This window comes from Aliiroseovarius pelagivivens (assembly GCF_900302485.1).
GTDB lineage: Bacteria > Pseudomonadota > Alphaproteobacteria > Rhodobacterales > Rhodobacteraceae > Aliiroseovarius > Aliiroseovarius pelagivivens.
The window spans coordinates 99,765-120,661 of record NZ_OMOI01000001.1; the positions used below are offsets into that span (position 1 = coordinate 99,765).

Annotated in this window: 19 protein-coding genes and 1 other RNA gene; 7 read left to right on the top strand and 13 right to left on the bottom strand. The window is 59.3% G+C overall.

The window, feature by feature from the left end; all coding sequences use genetic code 11:
* Positions 1 to 19 precede the first annotated feature (19 nt).
* The 5 genes from ALP8811_RS00525 to clpS all read right to left on the bottom strand — a co-directional run bounded on the left by ALP8811_RS00525 (position 20) and on the right by clpS (position 3,742).
* Positions 20 to 523 (bottom strand): hypothetical protein, encoded by a 504-nt coding sequence (locus tag ALP8811_RS00525; RefSeq protein ID WP_108855254.1) that lies wholly within the window; start codon positions 521 to 523, stop codon positions 20 to 22.
* A 6-nt stretch (positions 524 to 529) separates the two neighbouring features.
* Positions 530 to 1,420 carry an oxygen-dependent coproporphyrinogen oxidase gene (gene hemF, locus ALP8811_RS00530; RefSeq protein WP_108855255.1) on the bottom strand — a complete coding sequence of 297 codons (891 nt, stop codon included), beginning with the start codon at positions 1,418 to 1,420 and terminating at the stop codon, positions 530 to 532.
* A 95-nt stretch (positions 1,421 to 1,515) separates the two neighbouring features.
* The gene (locus ALP8811_RS00535; RefSeq protein ID WP_108855256.1) at positions 1,516 to 2,343 is read right to left on the bottom strand and encodes an SDR family NAD(P)-dependent oxidoreductase; all 828 of its coding nucleotides are present in this window, start codon (positions 2,341 to 2,343) and stop codon (positions 1,516 to 1,518) included.
* Positions 2,344 to 2,389: 46 nt separating this feature from the next.
* A complete protein-coding gene (locus ALP8811_RS00540) occupies positions 2,390 to 3,379 on the bottom strand; it encodes a class I SAM-dependent methyltransferase (RefSeq protein WP_108855257.1) in 990 nt (329 codons plus the stop codon).
* A 21-nt stretch (positions 3,380 to 3,400) separates the two neighbouring features.
* Positions 3,401 to 3,742, bottom strand: coding sequence for an ATP-dependent Clp protease adapter ClpS (clpS, locus tag ALP8811_RS00545; RefSeq protein ID WP_108855258.1), 342 nt, complete (start codon positions 3,740 to 3,742; stop codon positions 3,401 to 3,403).
* Positions 3,743 to 4,211: 469 nt separating this feature from the next.
* Here clpS and ALP8811_RS00550 point away from each other — a divergent pair, with 469 nt between their 5' ends.
* Positions 4,212 to 5,645 (top strand): D-alanyl-D-alanine carboxypeptidase family protein, encoded by a 1,434-nt coding sequence (locus tag ALP8811_RS00550; protein WP_108857362.1) that lies wholly within the window; start codon positions 4,212 to 4,214, stop codon positions 5,643 to 5,645.
* Between the two features lie 9 nt (positions 5,646 to 5,654).
* Here ALP8811_RS00550 and ALP8811_RS00555 read toward each other — a convergent pair whose 3' ends face one another.
* The 5 genes from ALP8811_RS00555 to ALP8811_RS00575 all read right to left on the bottom strand — a co-directional run bounded on the left by ALP8811_RS00555 (position 5,655) and on the right by ALP8811_RS00575 (position 12,114).
* The gene (locus ALP8811_RS00555; RefSeq protein ID WP_108855259.1) at positions 5,655 to 7,262 is read right to left on the bottom strand and encodes an ABC transporter ATP-binding protein; all 1,608 of its coding nucleotides are present in this window, start codon (positions 7,260 to 7,262) and stop codon (positions 5,655 to 5,657) included.
* Positions 7,259 to 8,365 (bottom strand): ABC transporter permease, encoded by a 1,107-nt coding sequence (locus ALP8811_RS00560; RefSeq protein ID WP_108855260.1) that lies wholly within the window; start codon positions 8,363 to 8,365, stop codon positions 7,259 to 7,261. Before ALP8811_RS00560 ends, ALP8811_RS00555 begins: the two co-directional genes overlap by 4 nt.
* Positions 8,366 to 8,367: 2 nt before the next feature.
* Positions 8,368 to 9,453: a microcin C ABC transporter permease YejB gene (locus ALP8811_RS00565; protein ID WP_108855261.1), complete on the bottom strand. Its 1,086-nt coding sequence runs from the start codon at positions 9,451 to 9,453 to the stop codon at positions 8,368 to 8,370.
* Positions 9,454 to 9,492: 39 nt separating this feature from the next.
* The gene (locus ALP8811_RS00570; RefSeq protein WP_108855262.1) at positions 9,493 to 11,391 is read right to left on the bottom strand and encodes an extracellular solute-binding protein; all 1,899 of its coding nucleotides are present in this window, start codon (positions 11,389 to 11,391) and stop codon (positions 9,493 to 9,495) included.
* A gap of 177 nt (positions 11,392 to 11,568) precedes the next feature.
* The gene (locus ALP8811_RS00575) at positions 11,569 to 12,114 is read right to left on the bottom strand and encodes a c-type cytochrome (protein WP_108855263.1); all 546 of its coding nucleotides are present in this window, start codon (positions 12,112 to 12,114) and stop codon (positions 11,569 to 11,571) included.
* A 119-nt stretch (positions 12,115 to 12,233) separates the two neighbouring features.
* Between ALP8811_RS00575 and ALP8811_RS00580 the strand changes: the two genes are divergently transcribed.
* Positions 12,234 to 13,067, top strand: coding sequence for a prephenate dehydratase (locus ALP8811_RS00580; protein WP_108855264.1), 834 nt, complete (start codon positions 12,234 to 12,236; stop codon positions 13,065 to 13,067).
* 20 nt (positions 13,068 to 13,087) lie between these two features.
* On the opposite strand, the gene ALP8811_RS00585 is transcribed toward ALP8811_RS00580, so the two are convergent.
* Both ALP8811_RS00585 and nudC read right to left on the bottom strand, forming a co-directional pair.
* Positions 13,088 to 13,549 (bottom strand): SRPBCC family protein, encoded by a 462-nt coding sequence (locus ALP8811_RS00585; RefSeq protein WP_108855265.1) that lies wholly within the window; start codon positions 13,547 to 13,549, stop codon positions 13,088 to 13,090.
* Positions 13,550 to 13,588: 39 nt separating this feature from the next.
* Entirely contained in the window at positions 13,589 to 14,551 is a 963-nt protein-coding gene (gene nudC, locus ALP8811_RS00590) for an NAD(+) diphosphatase (RefSeq protein ID WP_108855266.1), read from the bottom strand.
* A 228-nt stretch (positions 14,552 to 14,779) separates the two neighbouring features.
* Between nudC and ALP8811_RS00595 the strand changes: the two genes are divergently transcribed.
* The 3 genes from ALP8811_RS00595 to rsgA all read left to right on the top strand — a co-directional run bounded on the left by ALP8811_RS00595 (position 14,780) and on the right by rsgA (position 18,022).
* On the top strand, positions 14,780 to 16,573 hold the full coding sequence (locus tag ALP8811_RS00595; RefSeq protein ID WP_181363654.1) for a bifunctional 2',3'-cyclic-nucleotide 2'-phosphodiesterase/3'-nucleotidase: 1,794 nt from the start codon (positions 14,780 to 14,782) through the stop codon (positions 16,571 to 16,573).
* A gap of 37 nt (positions 16,574 to 16,610) precedes the next feature.
* Positions 16,611 to 16,708: signal recognition particle sRNA small type (gene ffs / locus ALP8811_RS00600), an RNA gene on the top strand.
* A gap of 282 nt (positions 16,709 to 16,990) precedes the next feature.
* Positions 16,991 to 18,022 carry a ribosome small subunit-dependent GTPase A gene (rsgA, locus tag ALP8811_RS00605; protein ID WP_108855268.1) on the top strand — a complete coding sequence of 344 codons (1,032 nt, stop codon included), beginning with the start codon at positions 16,991 to 16,993 and terminating at the stop codon, positions 18,020 to 18,022.
* 90 nt (positions 18,023 to 18,112) lie between these two features.
* Here the strand turns inward: rsgA and ALP8811_RS00610 are convergent, their stop codons facing one another.
* Positions 18,113 to 18,598, bottom strand: a complete 486-nt coding sequence (locus ALP8811_RS00610) for a phosphatase domain-containing putative toxin (RefSeq protein ID WP_108855269.1) — start codon at positions 18,596 to 18,598, stop codon at positions 18,113 to 18,115.
* Between the two features lie 108 nt (positions 18,599 to 18,706).
* Between ALP8811_RS00610 and ALP8811_RS00615 the strand changes: the two genes are divergently transcribed.
* Together ALP8811_RS00615 and ALP8811_RS00620 are read left to right on the top strand one after the other, a co-directional pair.
* Positions 18,707 to 20,476, top strand: a complete 1,770-nt coding sequence (locus tag ALP8811_RS00615; RefSeq protein ID WP_108855270.1) for a DNA polymerase III subunit gamma/tau — start codon at positions 18,707 to 18,709, stop codon at positions 20,474 to 20,476.
* 66 nt (positions 20,477 to 20,542) lie between these two features.
* Complete coding sequence (locus ALP8811_RS00620; protein ID WP_108855271.1) at positions 20,543 to 20,887, top strand: YbaB/EbfC family nucleoid-associated protein; 345 nt, start codon at positions 20,543 to 20,545, stop codon at positions 20,885 to 20,887.
* Positions 20,888 to 20,897: the final 10 nt, after the last annotated feature.

The window sequence follows — 20,897 nt, forward strand, 5'->3', positions numbered from 1 at the left end:
CGCGCGCAAGGCAAGCCAGTCAGATCAATGGGTCATATGCCCATTGCAAAAGTGCCTGTCGCTGACGCGGACGACAGAAGATGTCCCCCGGATAGCAATTCGCGCGGATCTGCCCGGCATGACGCGCGAAGGCACGCCAGCGTTTAATCTGCGCTGCATCAGTGTCGGGGAGGCGACGACCCAAATGATAGCGGCAATACCACTGGAACCAACCGCGTGGATCAGGGCCGATGATCCATCCCTTCTCGCGCCACACCGACAGCGGTTGGCGACTTTTTATGCCGAAATAGTTGACCGATGGGTCAGGACGATCCGACAGCTTGGCACCCTCAAACCAATTGGCGGGGAATTCGCCCCGGCAATCGTTCAGGTATTTGCCTTCGAAAACGCCCATGGCCAACATTTCAGCGGGGGTATGGTGCGGGGAAAAACCTGGGTCGAAGTCCTCGCCCTCTGGGGCATCTAACACGTAGGTGTAGCCAGATTGCATCCGGTCATCGACGTGGATTTCGTCCCCGATCATCAAAGCTTACACCCACTTTGCCATCGGCGGCAGGCTCATCAGCACCGCATTGGCGTCGTGACCTGTTGCCAAGCCAAACTTGGTGCCACGATCATAGACTAGGTTGTATTCGGCATAGAGACCGCGATGTACCAGCTGCGTGTCCTTGTCAGCATCGTCCCATAGTGTGTTGCGGCGCTTTTCGGTCACCGGCACGAAGGCGGGCAAGAAGGCGCGGCCAATGTCTTGGGTCAGGGCGAAGTCCGTCTCCCAATCGCCAGTGTTGCGGTCATCCATGAAGATCCCACCAACACCACGGGCGCGGCCGCGGTGAGGCACATAGAAATACTCGTCCGCCCATTCCTTCAGCTTGCCGTAGAGCGCGGGGTCATGGGGATCCAGATGCTCTTTCTGAACGTTGTGGAAATGCGCGGTGTCCTCGTCATATTCGATGCAGGGGTTCAGGTCTGAACCACCGCCGAACCACCACGCGCCGGGGGTCCAGAACATACGGGTGTTCATATGCACCGCAGGGCAATGCGGGTTCTGCATGTGGGCAACCAGGGAAATACCCGAGGCCCAAAAGCGGGGATCATCCTCGATCCCGGGAACACCACGGGCGGCCATCGCTTGTTGGGCAGGCTTGCCCAACGTGCCATAGACGGTCGAGATGTTGACGCCCACTTTTTCAAACACGCGACCACCGCGCATGACGCTCATCAGTCCACCACCGGCATCTGATCCGTCATCCGACTGGCGCGTGGTCTTCGTGACCTCGAACCGACCGGCGGGTTGATCCGACAGCGGGCCGTCCGTCTGGCTGTCTTCCAGCGCCACAAACGCTGCAACGATCTGGTCGCGCAGGTCGTGGAACCACTGGCTGGCGCGTGCTTTTTGATCGGTCATCTGGTCGGTCATCGGTGGCTCCGGGTGTCAATTTAAACTGCTACGCGATCAGCTATCAAAGCTGCGCAGGTTTGGCAAAAGGCAGGATGTCGCGCGGGATGCGTCCCTTAGTGTGCGGGGTTGCCCACAGCGTCCAACAGGCTGCGCCCGCCATCGACCTGCATGATATGTCCGGTCATGAAGCTGGACCCTTCCGAGGCCAGAAACTGAACCGCTTCGGTGATGTCCGCGGCCGGTGCAATCCGTCCAAGGGGCGTGCCCTCGATGATATCGGCGCGGGTCTCGGGGGTCTCGCGGATCGTGTTGCGCAGGCTTGCGCTCATCAATGATCCGAACGACACGGCGTTCACGCGAATACGGTTGGGGGCAAGGGCCACGGCCAGCGACCGGGTCATCTGATCCACCGCGGCCGAGGCGATCGAATAGGCCATCAATCCGGGCTGCGTACGGGTCGATGCGATCGAAGACAGGTTCACGATTGCACCGAGTGGGGTCTCATCGTCTTCGTCGTCCAGATCCTCGCCCTGCAGGATCATCCGTTTGGCGACCAGTTGGCTGAGGCGCAGGCTGGTCATCAGGTTTTGATCAAGCAAAGACGTGACCGATTTGTCATCCACGTCCAGAGGATCGGCCAAAGCCACCTGACGCGATGCGTTGATCAGAATATCCACGCGTTCAAAGGCATCAATCGTCGCGGACAGCAGGTTTGCAATCGTCAGTTTCTCGCGCAGGTCGCCTGCGAAGATGCGGGTGTTTCCGGCCTCGTCACTGTCTTCGTCTGGGTTCGGCCCCCATTGATCCAAAAGCCCAGCCTCGTCCATGTCAGCACACACCACGTTGGCGCCGTGATCGGCAAAATGGCGGGCGATGGACAGGCCGATGCCATTGGCGGCGCCGGTGATGATGGCGGTCTTACCTGCGATGTTGAAAGACATAAGCTCTCCTGTCTCTGGGCGATTCCCCGCGCCAGACTAGCGGAAGTTACCGCGCCATGCGATGAGGTTTCAGCCCCGCCAACAGCTTGAAGCCGGATGTGCCGCCCAGATCCTCGACCACGCGGAAATGCTTGGCCAGCGTTTCCTCGTAGGGCAGGTGGCGATTGGCAACCATGACGAAGCGGCCCGAAGGCTTCAGGATGCGTGCGGCCGACTGGATAAATGCCTGCCCCAGCTCGGGACGGCCAGCGCGGCTGGTGTGAAACGGAGGGTTCGAGATCACCACGTCATAGGGCTGATCCGGCGTGAACGTCGTCGCGTCGTCCCAGACGAACTGCGCGCGCGGATCGTCGATGTTGCGACGGGCGCAGTCCAGCGCAACTTTGTCGGCTTCGATCAGGTCCAGAACGTCGACGCCTTCGCGCGACAGGATGTGGCGCGACAAATATCCCCAGCCAGCGCCCAGATCCGCAACGCGGCCGTTGATGGCGTCTGGCATGGCCGCGGCAAGAACCTCGGACCCTTTGTCGATCTTCTCGGCCGAGAAGACACCCGGGCGCGTGGTAAAGCCGTCGGGCAGGGCGATGTCTCGGGCCGCCCACTCGGGAGCGTCCAGGCCTTGGAACCAGACGATCTTGCCGTGCGCCTTGGACAGGTTGCCCAACAGGTTTGCACGCTTTTTCAGGGTTCTCAGGTGGCTGTCCATTCCGTCGGTTTTCTGGCCGTCCAGAACGACCAATCCGCCCTGCGTGGCCTGATCAGCGGCATGAAGCCACGCCTGCGCTTGCGTTTTCGAGCGGGGCGCACAGATCAGCGCAGCGGCAAACCCCGTGTCCGGCAGATCGTTGATCACGTCAAAACCGCGCGCAGTCCAGAACTGCACATCGGGGTAGAAGTGGCTGTAAATCGTCACGCGGTCTTTCGGCAGCGCCGAGACGTCGTGATCTGGCGTCGGGCCGATCACCAGAATGCCGCCATCGTCGGGCAGCGCAATCAGCCCATCATCTAGGGCAATGGACAAACGTGTTTGAAGCATTTCAGACCCCGCGCGCGGCGGTCATTCCTTTTCCATGGTGCATTGCAGCGGGTGCTGGTGTTCGCGCGCCAGCTGCATCACCTGAGTGACCTTGGTTTCGGCAATCTCGTACGAGAAGACACCCGCTACGGCCAGCCCTTTCTTATGCACGGTCAGCATCAGCTCGAACGCTTGCGAATGGTTCAGGCCGAAGAAGCGCTCCAGCACCATGACGACGAACTCCATCGGGGTGAAATCGTCATTCAGCAACAGCACCTTGTACATCGGAGGGCGTTTGGTCTTGGGCTTGGTTGCAACCGCAAGGCCAGCTTCGCCGTCATCATCGGGGCGACCCGAGGACAGGATGAAGGGGGATGTTGTCATGTCGACATCGCTCCGTGGGTTGCAATCAATGGCATCCGGGACACTCAATATAGGGCTTGCCTGTTCCGAGAAAAGGGGCAGGGCGCTGTGCATCCGAAACCGCTCATACAAAATGAGGGCGAAGTTCTCAACATTTGGTTTCGACAATAGGCTGAGAAGTGACAGCTCCGCTGATAGCGAGGTTCTTCAAGCACAAGGTAGGTGCGCAGATCTGGTAAGCATGTCCTTACTGCACCCAACATCTTGGGGGTAATTGCCTGCCGTGGCCGTCAAGACACGCAATAGGGCTTTGAAAATAATCGGTTTCCCAAACGAAATCCGCGTGCTAGCCTAAAAAAAACAAATCAGCTGGGCAAAAGATCCGGCGATTGAGGCAGAAAAGGTAACCGTCGTGATGACGCGTTTTAAGCAGTTGGTCCGTTTCGGGCTATTTCTTGCAGTTATTGGTTGTTTGGTGGCCCTTGCCCCCATGCGCGCACACGCTGCGCCCTATGCGGCGATGGTGATTGATGCGCGTACCGGCAAAGTTCTGCACTCTCGCAATGCTGATACCCGGCTACACCCGGCCTCGCTGACCAAGATGATGACGCTTTATGTTGCGTTCGAAGCCATCAAGCATGGCGAGATCTCGGCCGACACGGTCGTGACCATCACGGGCAAGGCCGCGGCCGAGCCTCCGTCGAAGCTGGGTCTGCGCAAAGGTCAGAAAATCAAGCTGCGCTATCTGATCCGCGCCGCCGCCGTGAAATCTGCGAATGATGCGGCCACGGCGATTGGTATTGCGATCTCGGGGTCCGAAGCCGCCTTTGCACGTCGCATGAACCGCACCGCCAAGGCGCTGGGCATGACGCGCACCCATTTCAAGAATGCGCACGGTCTGACCGAAAGCGGTCACCTGTCTACGGCGCGTGACATGACCACGTTGGGCCGTCACTTGTTTTATGACCACCCGGATTACTACAACCTGTTCTCGCGACGTTCGACCCATGCCGGTATGAAATCCGTCAACAACACCAACCGCCGTTTTCTGAACAGCTACAAAGGTGCTGATGGCATCAAGACCGGCTTTACGAATGCAGCCGGGTTTAATCTGGTGGCGTCTGCTGAACGGGGACAAGAACGGATTATTACAACCGTATTTGGTGGACGTTCTACGGCCTCGCGTAACGCCAAGGTTGCCGAACTGATGAACCTTGGTTTCCGCCGCGCACCCAGCCATGCAGCTGTACGTAAACCTGCCTTGCCGGTTTACGCAGGCAATGTTGGAAGTGACACACCCGAGCCCGGCGCAGCCGGCAAGACCATCCGCTTGATCACAGCTGTCAAACGCAGCCCACGTCCCGCGCCTCGTCCGGGTGCGGCGCAAGAGCCGATCGCTGACACCCAGCTGGCAAGTCTGACAGACAGTATCAAAGATGCCGTTGTCGCTGTGACGGAAGAGGCTCCGAAAACGCCGGAAGCCGAAGCTGTCGCCTTGGCACCGGCGATCGACACAACGCCCGTGCCGACATCGGCTCGCCCCCTTGGGGCGGATGCAACGCTTACCCCCGCGGCCATGGCCTCGCCTCCGCCGCGCCCGGCCACCATCATCCTGACCTCGCTTGAACCTGCAGCAAAGCCCGCTGCAGTCGCGCCCGAGATCGTGACGCGCATGTCCTCTTCTGGTGGGCGGCACTACGCGATCAACGTGGGGGTTCTAGGGTCACGCTATCAGGCCGAACGTCGGCTGCTGAAAACCGCCCTGCGCGAGATCGACACGCTGGATGAAGCTCTGCGCAAGGTCGTTAAGCGTTCGGACGGGTGGCATGCAAATTTTGTCAGCCTGTCACAGGAACAGGCTGATCTGGCCTGTCGCCGCCTGAACGCCCGCAACACGCGGTGCAAGGTAATCGGGCCTTCTTGATCTACTGATCTATTGCGAAACGGCGTCGCTGGCCTTCATATCGAAGGCCGCCGCCATCAGTGCACGTGTATAGTCCGTCGCCGGCGCGTCAAAGATCTGATCCGCGTCGCCGCTTTCCACCACATCGCCCGCCCGCATCACCAGCACTTTATGGCTAAGCGCACGCACGACGCGCAGGTCATGGCTGATGAACAGATAGGCCAGCCCATGCTTTCTTTGCAGGCTGCGCAGAAGTTCGACGATTTGCACCTGCACAGTCATATCAAGCGCGGACGTCGGTTCATCCAGCACCACCAGTTTCGGGCGTAGGATCATGGCTCGCGCAATGGCAATGCGCTGACGTTGACCGCCCGAAAACTCGTGCGGATAGCGGTGCATGGTTTCGGGGTCCAACCCAACCTCGTCCATGATCTCGGACACCATTTCGCGCCGGTTGCGACCGGGTTCCAGCCCGTGAACGGACAGACCTTCGGCGATGATCTCCTCGGCGGTCATGCGAGGGGAGAGCGACCCATAGGGGTCTTGGAACACGATCTGCATGTCGCGGCGCAGGGGTTGCAGCTGACGTGACTTGAGACCTTGAATGCCGTCGCCCATGAAAACAATCGGCCCGTCCGAGCTGATCAGTCGCATGACGGCCAGAGCCAGCGTTGTCTTGCCCGATCCACTTTCGCCGACAATGCCGATGGTTTCACCTGCGCGCACGTTGAAGGTTGCGGCGTTCACGGCCTTGATATGCCCGACCGTGCGGCGCATCAGGCCGCGTTGGATCGGAAACCAGATGCGCAGATCTTTGGCAGAAGCGATTTCGGGTGCGTCCGCGGGGACCGGATCCGGGCGGCCATGTGTCTCGGCGCCCAAAAGCATCTTGGTATAGTCGTGCTGTGGGTTCTCGAATACCTCGGCGGTCGGGCCGGTCTCGACGATCTCGCCGTCTTTCATGACGCAGACGCGATCCGCGATCTTGCGCACGATGCCAAGGTCGTGAGTGATGAACAGAAGGCTCATCCCTTCGCTGTCCTTTAGATCCGCCAGCAGATCGAGGATTTGCGCCTGAATGGTAACGTCCAGCGCGGTGGTGGGTTCGTCGGCGATCAACAGCTCGGGCCCGTTGGCCAGCGCCATGGCGATCATCACACGCTGACGTTGCCCACCGGACAGCTGGTGCGGATAATGCGCCAGCCGCGTTTCCGCGTCACGTATGCCGACCTTGTCCAGAAGCTCTAGAATGCGGGTGCGCACGGCGTCTCCGGTCAGCCCTTGATGCAGCTGGATCGACTCTGCCATCTGCTTTTCGATCGTGTGCAGTGGGTTCAGGGATGTCATCGGCTCTTGGAAAATGAAGCTGATGTCGTTGCCGCGCACGTCACGCAGGTCGGACTTGGACGCGCCGATCATCTCGCGACCTTCATAGGTGATCGACCCGGTAACCTCGGCGCTGTCGGGCAGAAGTGACACGGTCGACAGCGCGGACACGGATTTGCCCGATCCGCTTTCGCCAACCAGCGCGACAGTTTCGCCCTGCTCCACGTGAAAGCTGATCCCACGCACGGCGGGGTGGCTTTGCCCGTCCTGTCGGAACGAAACGCTCAGGTTGTTGACGGTCAGAAGGCTCATTGGAAGGTCTTTCTTGGGTCAAACGCGTCCCGCACGCCTTCAAAGATGAAGACGAGCAGCGACAGTAGGATCGAGAAGGTCATGAAGGCCGTAAAGGCCAGCCACGGGGCTTGCAGGTTCTGCTTCGCCTGACGGGTCAGCTCGCCTAGTGATGGGGCCGATGACGGAAGTCCGAAGCCAAGGAAGTCCAGCGTCGCCAGCGTCGAGATCGTGCCGGTGATGATGAACGGCAGCATGGTCAGCGTGGCGACCATCGCGTTGGGCAGGACATGGCGAAGCATGATCACGCGGTTCGAGACCCCCAGCGCGCGGGCGGCGCGGACATATTCGAAGTTACGCGCGCGCAGGAATTCAGCCCGGACAACGCCCACCAAAGCGGGCCAGCCGAACAGCACCGTGACGAAAACCAGCAGCCAGAAACTTCGCCCCAAGATCGCAAACAGGATGATGATCACGTAGAGCGACGGGGTCGAAGCCCAGATTTCCAGAATCCTCTGGAAGATCAGGTCAATCCAGCCACCGAAATAGCCCTGAATGGCCCCTGCGGCGATGCCGATGACTGAGGTCAGCACCGTAACGACAATGGTGAAGAACACCGACAGACGGAAGCCATAGATGACACGGGCCAGCACGTCGCGCGCGGTATCGTCTGTGCCCAGAACGTGTTTGGCATCCGGGGCGCTGGGGGCGGCGCCGTCGATGTCGTTGATGGTCGTATAGCTGTAGGGGATTGGTGGCCAGATCAGCCACCCTTTGTTGATCGGTTCACCCTCGACTGTGCCGGTCTTGGCTTCGGCAATCACGCCTTCGGGATCGTCCCAGCAGGCTTCGGACCCTTGGGCGATGATCAGACATTTGACCTCGATATCGCCATAGACGGCCTCGGTCCGGAAATCGCCTCCAAACGCGGTTTCCGGGTAGAACTTGACGACGGGCATATAGAAGCCGCCGTCATATTTCACCAAGATCGGTTTGTCGTTGGCCAGAAGCTCGGCGAACAAGGACAAGCCAAACAGGATCGTGAACAGGATCAGCGACCAGAAGGCGCGACCATTGCGGCGGAAGTTGCGCCAGCGGCGTTGGTTCAGGGGGGAAAGCGCCATGATCAGACCTCGCGCCCCTCAAAGTCGATGCGGGGATCGACGAAGACATACATGAGGTCCGACAGGATGCCGATCAGCAGGCCCAGCAGGCCAAAGACAAAGAGCGTCCCGAAGATGACCGGATAGTCGCGGGCCAGCGCGGCCTCGTAGCCCAGTCGCCCAAGCCCATCGAGTGAGAAGAGGGTTTCGATGATGACCGAACCACCGAAGAACACGCCCAGAAAGACCGAAGGAAAACCGGCGATCACGATCAGCATCGCGTTGCGGAAGACATGACCGTAAAGCACGCGGTTTTCAGCCAGACCCTTGGCGCGGGCGGTGACGACGTACTGCTTCTTGATTTCGTCCAGAAAGCTGTTCTTGGTCAGAAGCGTCAGGGTTGCGAAGCTAGCAATCGTCGACGCCAGAACTGGCAGGGTGATGTGCCAGAAGTAATCCACGACCTTGCCCCACAGCGACAGCTCTTCCCAGTTGCCGGATGTCAGGCCGCGCAGGGGGAACCATTGCAGATAAGAACCGCCTGCGAACAGCACCAGCAGCAGAATCGCGAACAGGAAGCCCGGAATGGCATAGGCTACGATGATCATGCCCGAGGTCCAGGTGTCGAACTTCGTCCCGTCGCGCACGGCTTTCTGAATGCCCAGCGGGATCGAGATCATATAGGCAATCACCGTCGACCAAAGGCCCAGCGTGATCGACACGGGCATCTTCTCGGCCACCAGTTCGAAGACGCCGATCGACCGGAAATAGCTCTCGCCGAAGTCCAGCCGCATATAGTTCCAGATCATCGTGAAGAAGCGCTCAAGCGGGGGCTTGTCGAAACCAAACTCTTTCTCCAGCTCGGCAATGAATTCGGCAGGCAGACCACGCGCGCCCAAATAGCCTTCATCACCGCTGCTGGCAGCCTCGATCCCGGCGTCGCCGCCGCCCGAGATCGTTTCGAACACATCCCCGCCGCCTTCCATCTGGGCGATGATCTGTTCGATTGGTCCTCCGGGCACGAATTGCGTCAGCGTGAAATTGATCACCATGATCCCGAACAGCGTCGGGATGATCAAAAGCAGTCTTCGCAGGATATAGGCGCCCATATGCGGTCCTTGGTTTTGTGCTCGGTTGTGCGGCGTAGTTTATTTCAACACGCCTGCCGCTTCCAACTTGGCGGCTTTGTCTGCGTCGTACCACCAGAAGGACAGTTCGCCCAGAGCCAGCGGCGGCAGATTCTCGGGGTATCCGAAGATGTCATAGAAGGCCACGGTGTGCTTGTTCTTATACCATTGCGGAATGGTGAAGCCGATATGGCGTAGCACGCGGTCCAGCGCGTTGGTGGTTGTGCGCAAATCGGCTAGCGACTCTGACTGCGCCACAATGGGCAGCAGGGCATCCACGGCGGGATTGCGCAGGCGCATCAGATTGCGCGAGCTGTCATCGGCGGTTTTCGAATGGAACCACTGTTCCAGCCCGGTTCCGGGTTCAAATCCCATGCCAATCGAATGGGTCACAAGGTCGAAATCGCCCGAGCGGGTGCGCTCGATATATTGCGGGATGTCTACCCGGTCGAGTTTCGCGTCCACGCCCAGCTGTTTCAGGTTTTCGACCAGAGGGTTGATCACGCGGTCAAAGGACGGGCTGTAGGTGACAAAGGTCGCCGACATGCGCTGGCCGTCTTTTTCAAGGAACTCGCTTGATCCGATTTCCCACCCGGCGTCATCCAGCAGCTTGTTGGCCTGCCGATAGAATTTGCGCGAGGGCTGATTTTCATCGGCATCATGGACCGGAGGCATCACGGCGTCTGCGGTCAGGATGCTTTCCGGCAGCAGCCCCTGATCGACCAGCGGCTGAAGGATTTCAAGCTCGCCTGCGCTGGGGGCACCTTTGGCACCCAGATCAATGCCCGGCCAGAAGCTGTCGACGCGGCTGTAAAGCCCGCGGAACAGTGCTTCGTTTGACCATTCGAAATTGAACATCAGCTTCAAGGCTTCGCGGACCCTGGGATCCTGCCATACGCTTTTGTCCAGATTGAAGATGAAGCTTTGGGCGGTTCCAACCGTCCCATCGGCAAACTCTGCTTTGATCGCATGGCCGTTTCGCAGGTTCGGAAAGTCGTAATCCTCGGCCCAGATTTGCGAGGAGTTTTCGGTGCGGAACGTATAGGTACCCGCTTTGAAACCTTCCATCGCAGCGGTGCCATCCGCAAAATAGATCGCTGTGATCTCGTCGAAATTGTTCTGGCCGACCGACAGCGGATGGTTCTCGCCCCAATAGTTCGGGTCACGCTCGTAGGTCACGTGGCGGCCATAGTCGAAGCTGCCCAGCTTATAGGCCCCAGTGGCCATAAACGGCGCGTCCGAGCGGTCGTCCACACGTGCGCCGGTTTCTTCGAACCACGCTTTTGACAGGGCCATGCTGCTGCCCGCAAATCCAATACGGTCGCGCTTGGGGGCGTCCTCGGTGAAGGTGTATTTGACCTGCAGCGGGCCGGTGACTTCCACTCCGGCCACGATTTCTGTGATGATCGCGCGATATTCGGCGATGCCTTGTTCGACGAACAGGTTATGGCTGAAGGCAATGTCCTCGGCCGTCATCTTGCTTCCGTCCCAGAAGGCCACATCGTCGCGCAGATTGAAGATGACCCATGACAGATCGTCTGGGTACTCTAGCGTGGTGCACAGGAAGCAGTAGACACCATAGGGATCGTCGGCGGTATTTACCAAAAGCCGTTCGTATCCGATGGTCGCCATCGAGGCCGTCGTACCCTTGCGGGTGAACTGGTTGAAGCTGTCAAATGTGCCCTGTGCCCAGACCGAAATCTCGCCGCCTTTTGGCGCGTCTGGGTTCACGTAGTCTAGATGCGTGAAGTCCGGCCCATACTTCAGTTCGCCAAAATTGGAATAGCCGTGGCTGACGGTGGTCTCGGCTTTCGCCGCCATGGGTGCCAACGCCAGCAAGGCCCCCGTGGCCAGTCCGAACCCAAGTGTCAGGGCGCGGTTGTCAGGTCGGGTAAGGGTCTTCGTCTGTGCGTCGCGCATGGCGTCACCTCCGTTCATCAGCGGAATTCGTTGATCCGAGTAAAAAGGGCTGCCCGGTAACATTCAAGGCGCGAATTGGTGAACTGGGTGTTAATCGGCCGTGCGCCGCCTGAAACGGCGCAACGAAAAAGGCCGCCCGGAACCGGACGGCCTTTGAATTCTTCACCTAAGGGGCGATTAGCCGCCGATGGTGGCCAGATACGCAACCAAGTTGGCGCGATCTCCGTCTTTCTTCAGACCCGAGAAGGTCATCTTGTTGCCCGGAGCAAAGGCTTTCGGGCTGGCCAGCCATGCGTCCAGAGCTTCGACAGTCCAGGCATCGGCGCTCATGCCAGCCAGAACGTCCGAGTAACCGAAGCCATCAACGCCAGCGATCGGGCGGTCAATCAGACCATAAAGGTGCGGGCCGGTGCCGTTGGCGCCGTCTTCCAGCTTGTGGCAGGCCTTACACTTGCCCCAGACTTTTTCGCCTTTGGCGACGTCGGCTGCTGCAACCATATCTGCGAAAGGAATTGCTTCCTCGGCTTCTTCTTCGGCGTGGCCGTCATCTGCTGTCGCGATGACATAGCCGGTGGCGGCGTGTGCTTCGTCGCCGTGGCCATCGCCGTGGCCACCGCCGCTGGTATTGTACAGCGCGCTGCCGGCCCAGTTGCCCAGCAGGAATACCAAGAGCGTGCCAATCACAGCACCGCTCGCTTTCGTAAAGGTCATTGTGTCGAACATGTCGCGTTCCGTCTCATCCAAGGTCAGAAGCCTTCTAGCCGCTTCCCTTGTATGTTTTCAAGCGATATGACGCGCAACTTATAGTCCTTTAACGCTAAACTGCAGTGAGGGTCCGCAAAATGACCAGCCGAATCGCCTTTCAAGGAGAGCCGGGCGCCTATTCCCACGAGGCATGTCAGGCCGCCAGACCGTATATGGAGGCCATGCCTTGCGAATCCTTTGACGAGGTGATCGCGGCAGTTCGGTCCGGCAAAGCGGATCAGGCGATGCTGCCGATCGAGAACACGACTTATGGCCGGGTCGCGGATATTCACCGGCTATTGCCGGAAAGCGGACTGCATATTCTTGACGAGGCCTTCGTACGGGTTCGGATCAGTCTGATGGGTTTGCCGGGGGCAAAGCTTGAAGACATCAAACTGGTGCGCGCCCATCCGGTGTTGTTGCCGCAATCTGCAAGTTTTCTGAAAATGCATGGCATTCGTGGTGTCGGTGCGGCGGACAGCGCGGGCGCTGCGTCCGATCTGGCCAAGTCTAAAGTCAAAGGCGAAGGCGTTCTGGCGTCAGCCCTCGCAGCCGAGATCTATGGTCTGGATTTGTTGGCCGAAGATGTCGAGGATCACGGCCACAACACCACCCGGTTTGTCATCATGGGCCGTGAAACCAATATGGAGCGGCGCGGCGAACATGGCATGATCACCACCTTCGTCTTCGAAGTGCGCAACATCCCCGCCGCGCTGTACAAGGCGATGGGTGGTTTTGCGACCAATGGCGTGAACATGACAAAGCTGGAAAGCTATATGGTGGACGGATCGTTCAACGCGACGCGGTTCTACGCGGACATCGACGGTCATCCGGATGATCGAGGCGTTCAGCTGGCACTTGAAGAGCTGGCGTATTTCACCTCGACGCTGGAGATTCTTGGGGTCTATCCCCGCGATCCCGCTCGCGACTGAAGCAATGCAGCCGGGCTTGCTTAGGCCCGGTACTGTGCCTCGATCGTCGCAGCATATTCCGACACGCGTTTGCGGAAACGGCGCAACATCGTCGTACGCGCAAGCTTCAGAGACTGGATCAGCAGCCGAGCTGGAATGGTTGTGGGGCGCATGTCCACGATAATTGTCATGCGCGTCCGATTGCGCGACAGGGCCATCAATTCCACATCCACTTCTGCGGTCAGACCCGCAATCTTCGTCCAGATGCGCAGAAGGTTTGGTTGATTCATCTGTTCGAGATTGATGTCTGCAACTCGCTGGCGCCCACGATGCGCAAACTTGGCCTCCCAGCTCATGCCTTGGCCGGGATGCGGCAACGAATCCGTGCGGCGTACTTCGGCCCCACGGCGCAAAGCGGCAAGCTCGAAGCTTTCGAAATCGGTCACGCTGTCAAATACGTGATCGATTGTTGCTTCGATATCTTCATGGGTCTTGATCTTCATCAACCGCTCCTGCCGCTCATCTCGATCGTGAAAATGGGGTTAGTCCAACCGATCTGCAAGCCAGTTCTGCATCAAGAAGTGTGCAATTGCACCTTTTCTGGCAGGTTTGATTTCGGGATTGCGACCGGCAAAGATGTCCAACATGTCCTCGCGCGTGATCCAAACGGCATCGGCCAGTTCTGCCGGGTCCAGTTTGATTTTAGTCGACGTGGCGTGTCCCCAAGTGCCGACCATCAGGGAAGACGGATAGGGCCAAGGCTGTGACGCCAGATACCCAACCGGTCCGATTCGCACGCCGGCCTCTTCAAATACTTCGCGCCGGGTGGCCGCTTCGATGGTCTCGCCGGGTTCGACGAAGCCTGCCAGCAATGAATACATGTCTTCGGGCCAACCTACGCCACGCCCAACCAGAACAGAGTTGCCGTGGGTGATCAGCATGATCACCACAGGATCCGTACGTGGGAAATGCGCGCGCCCACAAGCATCGCAATCTCGTTGCCAGCCCGCCATGCCGACGCGAGTCTTCTCGCCGCAATTGGCGCAGAACCCGTGAATGCGGTGCCATTCAAGGATCGACCGCGCCGTGGCTGCGACTTCGGCCTCGTCGGGGGTCAGGCCCGCCATCGTCGCGCGCAGCTCGGCAAAGCCGATATCATCAGGCAAGTCAGGATGATGCTGAATGCTGCGATCCACAAACTGCGTCGCGTCCGGCAGATTGTCCTGCGGCTCCCAATGCGAGACATCCAGCGCAAAGAGGGGCATACCATTCTCGAGACCCAGATAGACTTGCGGGGCCGTTTTGAAGTCGGCCGGAAGCGTGTCCTGCGTCAGATAGGCCAGATCCCACCCCTCATCCTCGGGCTTCAGCAAGATTTTTCCACGCCACAGAGGCAAGAGCTGGGCCTTTTGCGCCAACGACGCGAGCCTTTTCGGATCTGCGCGGCTTTCGGCATCCCGGTCCAATTTGCCTGCAGCAAAAGTGACCTGTTCGGCGATTTTCATAAGGTGGTCCTGCGTTGATATGATGCCGCGCACGCTATCAGAGACGACCGGACTGTCCAGTTTGGAATCTTGCCGTTATCGGGCCATTAAATTGACATCATGCAACATTAGCGAGAATTGAAGTTAAGCAAACACCCGGAAGATGAGTGTGAATAGTCGCCGAGTTAAAGAAATGGTAATGGGATGAGGCACTTCGTTCAGAATCCCGCTGCGGATCAGGGCGTTCGAGTGAGCTTGAGGATCCTAGCCACCACCGATCTGCACATGAATATCCTGCCCTATGACTATCACGCTGATCGTTCCGTCAGCGGGTGGGGGTTGTCGCGCACGGCGCAGCTTATCGACGCGGCGCGAGACGAGGTTTCAAATGTAATTTTGTTGGATAACGGGGATAGCCTCTATGGCTCGGCTCTGGGAGAGCGCTTGCCCAGCGTGGCGCGCGGCGCGGTGCATCCGATGATCCGCGCGATGAACCATCTGAATTATGATGCCATGAATTTGGGCAACCATGATTTCGACCAAGGTCAGGACGCGGTTTTTCAAGCCATTCAAGGGGCAAGTTTCCCGGTGCTAACGGCGAATGCCAAACTGCCCGAAGCCGCGGGCACGACTGGAATTGCTCCCTATGTTTTACTGCCAAGACAGGTTGAAGACGATCAAGGTGGGGTGCAGACCCTTACAATCGGGGTGATCGGCTTTTTGCCTCCGAACTCTCTGCATCAGGCCCAGATTGGCACAACCGACATTCTTGCTTCTGCACGTCACTTTGTTCCTCAGATGCGGGCGCAGGGGGCGGATGTGATCATTGCTCTTGCCCATAGCGGGTTGGGGGCACAGGACCATAGCCATGATATGGAAAACGTGCTGCATCCCCTTTCGAATGTGCCGGGAATCGATGCGTTGATCGGCGGGCATGCACATCAGATTTTTCCGGAAAATGGGGCCGAGGTGGACGGTTTTCTGAACGGGGTACCGACCGTCGTGCCAGGTTTTTGGGGATCCCATCTGGGAATTATTGACCTGTCGATCACGGGTCACGATGGGCAGTGGGCAGTGTGCCACGGTTCCGCCCGTTTGCGGTCGGTTTCAGATGGGTTTTCTGAACATGCCCCCGCGAAACGCAGCTTCGAGGCCTTGTTTGCGGACCTTCACAACTCCACACGCGCGGCGATGCAGGCACGGGTTGGGGAAACGGTGCAGCCCTTGAACAACTACTTTACGCTTGCTGGGGCGGACAGCGCCACCCGGCTGGTACAGCACGCCATGCTGGACCACGCCCGTTTGTGCCAAGAGGTAATGGGTCTGACTGACATTCCGGTTCTGGCCGCGGGTGCTGCATTCAAATCCGGAGGGTTCGGCGGGCCAGATTACTATACGGCCCTTCCCGCAGGGGTGATGACGCAGCGATCTTTGGCGGATCTTTATATGTTTCCCAACAGCTTTGCGTTGGTGAAAGTAACGGGTGAATTTCTGCGCAATTGGCTCGAGCGGTCCTGCAGCATCTTCAATCAGGTCTCGCCGGGGCACAAGGCGGTCCAGCTGAAGGATGATGGTGTGCCGGGCTATATCCACGAAAGCGTATTGGGGCTGACCTATCAGGTCGATCTGAGCCAACCCGCGCGGTTTACGCCGTCAGGGGCGCTTCGTTTTGCAGACGCTGGCCGCATTACGTCGCTGTGCCACAACGGGCGCGCTGTTCAGGATGACGATCAGTTTTTACTGGCGACGACAGACTATCGTGTTCTGGGCGGGGGGAACTATCCGATCCCTGCGCCCGAAGACATCCTACCCGTCGCGCCGATCGAGATTCGCGAGCTGTTGATGGACTATGTCGCCAATCAGGACCGTATCGCGTTTGATGCCAACCCAATCTGGAAGTTCCAGCCAATTGAGGGGGCTTCGATCTGGTTTCGATCCTCGCCAATGGGTCGTGACGTTGTGGAAGAGTATCCGTGGTTGCGTCTGAGCGAGCTGGACCCCTGTGATGCGCGTGGATTTACCTGCTACGAGCTGACGCTGTGAGGCTTGCATCCCTGCACGCAGCCTCATATATGAGGGGCGAGAGGTTGGCGCGGGTAGGCGCCTCGCCAATCTGGTCAGGTCCGGAAGGAAGCAGCCACAACGAGCCCCGTCTGGGTCGTGTTCAGCCTCTCACCACGTTTCAAATCCTACAGATTTGAAACCCCCGGCAGGCGAAACTTGTTTCGTCGAGAGGGGTAAAACTTCTCCGACACGAAACGCTGTTTCACAAGTCGGACCCAAGCCCGCGCGGCGATCCCCCATATTCGCCCCGCATTTGAACGGAGGAATTTTATGAGTGTCGTCACCGCCTTTCAGGCAGGTTGTCGCCCGTCGGAGTGATCCGGCCCTGCCTGAAACCGTGCACCCTACGCCGCGCCTGCGCGATGGGTGATCCTTTGTGCTAAATCAGGCAGATCAATGACATTGACACTTATGGACCTTGGATGGTCCGCTTCCTTCGAACAGGCGCGCGCCGAACATCCGGACACGCTGACCCCTTATCGACTGACCGAAATCCACCGTGCGCAGATGATTGCGCTGGGCGAAGACGGCGTTGTTACCCTGACCACGCCGAAGTTTTCGGCGGGCGAACTGGCCGTTGGCGACTGGGTTCTGGCCGACCCCGAGTTTCGCATCCAACACATCCTTGACCGTCGGTCGCTGCTTCAGCGCCGTGGCGCGGGCACCGATGCCCATGTGCAGTTGATCGCGGCGAATGTAGACACTCTGTTCATCGTCACCTCGTGCAACGATGATTTCAACATTGCGCGGCTGGAACGGTTTTTGGCTTTGGCGCACGAGGCCGGGTGCTATCCGGTTCTGGTGCTGACCAAAGCGGATTTGTGCGATGATCCCCGCGAATACGAGCGCGTGGCACAGGTGCTGGATCCAATGCTGACCATTCTGACGGTAAACGCATGCGACCCTGAAAGTGCGGCCGAAGTGGCGGCGTGGTGCAAAGCGCCACAAACCGCTGCCTTTATTGGATCGTCCGGCGTGGGAAAGACCACGCTGACCAACGCGCTGACAGGTGGGGATGCCGCCACCGGCGCTATCCGCGAAGATGATGCCAGGGGGCGCCACGTGACCACGGCGCGCTCCATGCGACCCATGTTGCAGGGCGGGTGGATCATCGACATGCCCGGCATGCGCGCCTTGCGTCTGATCGACACGCGCGAGGGCATCGACAACGTGTTCGATGACTTGGCCGAATTGGAAGCCCAGTGCCGCTTTACAGACTGCGCGCATGAGACCGAGCCGGGCTGTGCCGTTCAGGCCGCAATTGCGGCGGGGGATCTGGATTTGGAACGTTTGGACCGCTGGCTGAAGCTGCGCAAGGGCGAGAAGAAGAACTCGGAAACCGTGGCGCAGTCGCGGTCGCGAGAAAAGAAGTTCTCGAAGATGGTGAAGGGCGTGACCAAGGGTGCGAAGCATCGCAAAGGTCGGTAGCTCGCTTCGTGAGCCTGAAGGGGCTTCGCCCCAGAGGGAAAGCGGGTGCTTTCCCTCTTCCCCAGGATATTTACGGTAAGAAAATAGAGACTAGAGCTGGCTTGCCCAGACATATTGCGCGTCTGTTTCAACGGCACAGGGGCGCGCGGCGCGCAGGCGTTCCAATGCCGTGGTCGGGTCTTCTTTGGTTTCGCACAGGATGCGCAGAAGCATCATGCCGGATCTTCCACAACCGCCCTTGCAATGGGCCAGGACCTTGCCTCCACGCGCGAGGATTTGATGAGCGGTGCCCGAGAGATCACTCCATTCGGCGATGATCTTGGCCGATGGCGCACCGAAATCTTGAATGGGCAAGTGATGCCAGATGATATTCGCCTGCGTCAGGTCGCGGCCTAGGTGGGTAGCGCCAAAACTGTCCATCTCGCGCCCGGTGGTCATGGTCAGCACCATGTCTGGAGACCATTGGATCAATGTCTCCAGGTCTTCACGGTAATCTCCGCTGCGGCCGGGCATCGGGCTGATGCCAAGTGTACCGTTGCCAGAAGACAGGCTTGCGATGGGAAAGAGCGGCTCCATGGGATTGGCGTAGCATGTGTAAAGACATCCGCCAACGGGCTTTCGGTGGACGGCGCGGCTTTGGCCGCATAGTCTGGCCCGGATACGAATCCGGCCCGAAGGCATTTCATGACCGACACGCAATCCGACGCCCCAGCCTATCAGGTTCTGGCGCGTAAATATCGCCCTGAAACCTTCGCCGATCTGGTTGGGCAAGAGGCCATGGTACGCACGCTGAAAAATGCGTTCGAGGCCGACCGGATTGCGCAAGCTTTCGTGATGACCGGCATTCGCGGGGTCGGCAAGACCACCACGGCACGGATCATTGCCAAGGGCATGAACTGTATTGGCCCGGACGGGCAGGGCGGACCGACGGTCGAACCGTGTGGCGAATGCGAGCATTGTGTTGCGATTGCCGAAGGGCGGCACGTGGATGTGATGGAGATGGACGCGGCATCACGCACAGGTGTGGGCGATATTCGCGAGATCATTGAAAGCGTGCATTACCGAGCGGCCTCGGCGCGCTACAAGATCTACATCATCGATGAGGTTCACATGCTGTCGACCAGTGCGTTCAACGCGCTGCTCAAGACGCTGGAAGAACCGCCTGCGCATGTGAAGTTTATTTTCGCGACGACTGAGATTCGCAAGGTTCCGGTCACCGTTTTGTCCCGTTGTCAGCGCTTTGATCTGCGCCGGATTGAGCCCGAAGATATGCTGGCCATGCTGCGCCGGATTGCCGATGCCGAGAAGGCCGAGATTGCGGATGACGCGCTGGCATTGATTACGCGGGCGGCAGAAGGGTCTGCCCGTGATGCGCAGTCGTTGTTGGATCAGGCGATCTCCCACGGGGCCGGTGAAACCACCGCCGATCAGGTGCGCGCGATGCTGGGCCTGGCCGACCGTGGGCGCGTTCTGGATCTGTTTGACATGATCCTTAAGGGCGACGCGGCGGGTGCGTTGACTGAACTTGGCGCGCAATATGCGGACGGGGCCGACCCGATGGCGGTGCTGCGCGATTTGGCCGAGGTCTCGCACTGGGTCAGTGTCATCAAGATTACGCCGGAAGCGGTCGAGGACCCGACGGTGTCGCCCGACGAACGCACACGCGGGCAGCAGATGGCGCAGGCTTTGCCGATGCGCGTTTTGGCCCGGATGTGGCAGATGCTTCTGACCTCGATCGAGGAAGTGGGCCGTGCGCCCAACGCGATGATGGCGGCTGAAATGGCGGTCATTCGACTGACCCATGTGGCCGACCTGCCATCGCCCGAAGAGTTGGTACGCAAGCTGAAAGATTCGCCTGTACCACCCGCAGGCCCCTCGGGTCCGGGTGGAGGCGGCGGAATGCCAGCCGGGGGCGGAGCGCCAATGGGTGCGCCCGCCATGTCGACGCAATCTATGCCCTCGGGGCCGGGGGGAGGGGCGACTGCCTTGGCTGTTGCCGCGGATGCCGAAACCTCGCTTGCGCGATATGCGCGGTTCGAGGATGTGGTCGAACTGATCCGTACCAACCGCGACGTGAAGCTGTTGGTTGAGGTCGAAGGCGGAGTGCGTTTGGCCGCATACCAACCGGGACGGATCGAGTTCACGCCCTCGGACAGTGCTCCGCAGGATTTGGCAGCCCGTCTGGCGCAACGTCTGCATGGCTGGACCGGCGTGCGCTGGGGTGTGACGCTGGTGAACGGGTGCGAGGCGCCGACCATCACAGAAACCCGCGACGGCGAGAAGCTGGCGCTGGAGGAAGAGGCCAAGGCCCATCCGTTGGTGCAAGCCGTGATCGCGTCGTTCCCGAAGGCCCGCATCACTGAAATCCGATCCGCCGAGGATATGGTGCAGGAAGCTGCCCAAGAAGGTCTGGCCGAGGTTGAAGACGAATGGGATCCGTTCGAGGAAGACTAGGCTCTGCCTTGTAACCGGTGCCTGCGCCCCGTATCTAAACGCTAAGTGAATTGACAGGAGCATCACATGTTCAAAGGACTGGGCGGCCTCGGCGATATGGCCGGGATGATGAAAAAGGCGCAGGAAATGCAGGCCAAGATGGCCGAGCTTCAGGAAAACCTCGAGACGATGACCGTGGTTGGCGAAAGCGGCGCCGGTCTGGTCAAGGCGACCGCCACGGCCAAAGGCGTTTTGACCAGTCTGGACATCGACCCCACCATCTTTAACCCGGATGAAAAAGAAGTGGTCGAGGATCTGATCTTGGCCGCCATCAAAGATGCGCAGGCCAAAGCTGCGCAGCGTTCGGAAAGCGAAATGTCGCGTCTGACGGAAGAGCTGGGCCTGCCCAAAGACATGAACCTGCCGTTCTAACGACCCGAAT

Bases quoted from the DNA above. Each gene is read 5' to 3' on its own strand.
- ALP8811_RS00560 (WP_108855260.1), bottom strand. From the start codon at position 8,365: ATGGCGCTTTCCCCCCTGAACCAACGCCGCTGGCGCAACTTCCGCCGC.
- ALP8811_RS00620 (WP_108855271.1), top strand. From the start codon at position 20,543: ATGTTCAAAGGACTGGGCGGCCTCGGCGATATGGCCGGGATGATGAAA.
- ALP8811_RS00570 (WP_108855262.1), bottom strand. From the start codon at position 11,391: ATGCGCGACGCACAGACGAAGACCCTTACCCGACCTGACAACCGCGCC.
- ALP8811_RS00585 (WP_108855265.1), bottom strand. From the start codon at position 13,549: ATGAAGATCAAGACCCATGAAGATATCGAAGCAACAATCGATCACGTA.
- ALP8811_RS00540 (WP_108855257.1), bottom strand. From the start codon at position 3,379: ATGCTTCAAACACGTTTGTCCATTGCCCTAGATGATGGGCTGATTGCG.
- rsgA (WP_108855268.1), top strand. From the start codon at position 16,991: ATGACATTGACACTTATGGACCTTGGATGGTCCGCTTCCTTCGAACAG.
- nudC (WP_108855266.1), bottom strand. From the start codon at position 14,551: ATGAAAATCGCCGAACAGGTCACTTTTGCTGCAGGCAAATTGGACCGG.
- hemF (WP_108855255.1), bottom strand. From the start codon at position 1,420: ATGACCGACCAGATGACCGATCAAAAAGCACGCGCCAGCCAGTGGTTC.
- ALP8811_RS00610 (WP_108855269.1), bottom strand. From the start codon at position 18,598: ATGGAGCCGCTCTTTCCCATCGCAAGCCTGTCTTCTGGCAACGGTACA.
- ALP8811_RS00525 (WP_108855254.1), bottom strand. From the start codon at position 523: ATGATCGGGGACGAAATCCACGTCGATGACCGGATGCAATCTGGCTAC.
- ALP8811_RS00555 (WP_108855259.1), bottom strand. From the start codon at position 7,262: ATGAGCCTTCTGACCGTCAACAACCTGAGCGTTTCGTTCCGACAGGAC.
- ALP8811_RS00575 (WP_108855263.1), bottom strand. From the start codon at position 12,114: ATGTTCGACACAATGACCTTTACGAAAGCGAGCGGTGCTGTGATTGGC.
- ALP8811_RS00615 (WP_108855270.1), top strand. From the start codon at position 18,707: ATGACCGACACGCAATCCGACGCCCCAGCCTATCAGGTTCTGGCGCGT.
- ALP8811_RS00550 (WP_108857362.1), top strand. From the start codon at position 4,212: ATGCGCGCACACGCTGCGCCCTATGCGGCGATGGTGATTGATGCGCGT.
- ALP8811_RS00580 (WP_108855264.1), top strand. From the start codon at position 12,234: ATGACCAGCCGAATCGCCTTTCAAGGAGAGCCGGGCGCCTATTCCCAC.
- clpS (WP_108855258.1), bottom strand. From the start codon at position 3,742: ATGACAACATCCCCCTTCATCCTGTCCTCGGGTCGCCCCGATGATGAC.
- ALP8811_RS00535 (WP_108855256.1), bottom strand. From the start codon at position 2,343: ATGTCTTTCAACATCGCAGGTAAGACCGCCATCATCACCGGCGCCGCC.
- ALP8811_RS00565 (WP_108855261.1), bottom strand. From the start codon at position 9,453: ATGGGCGCCTATATCCTGCGAAGACTGCTTTTGATCATCCCGACGCTG.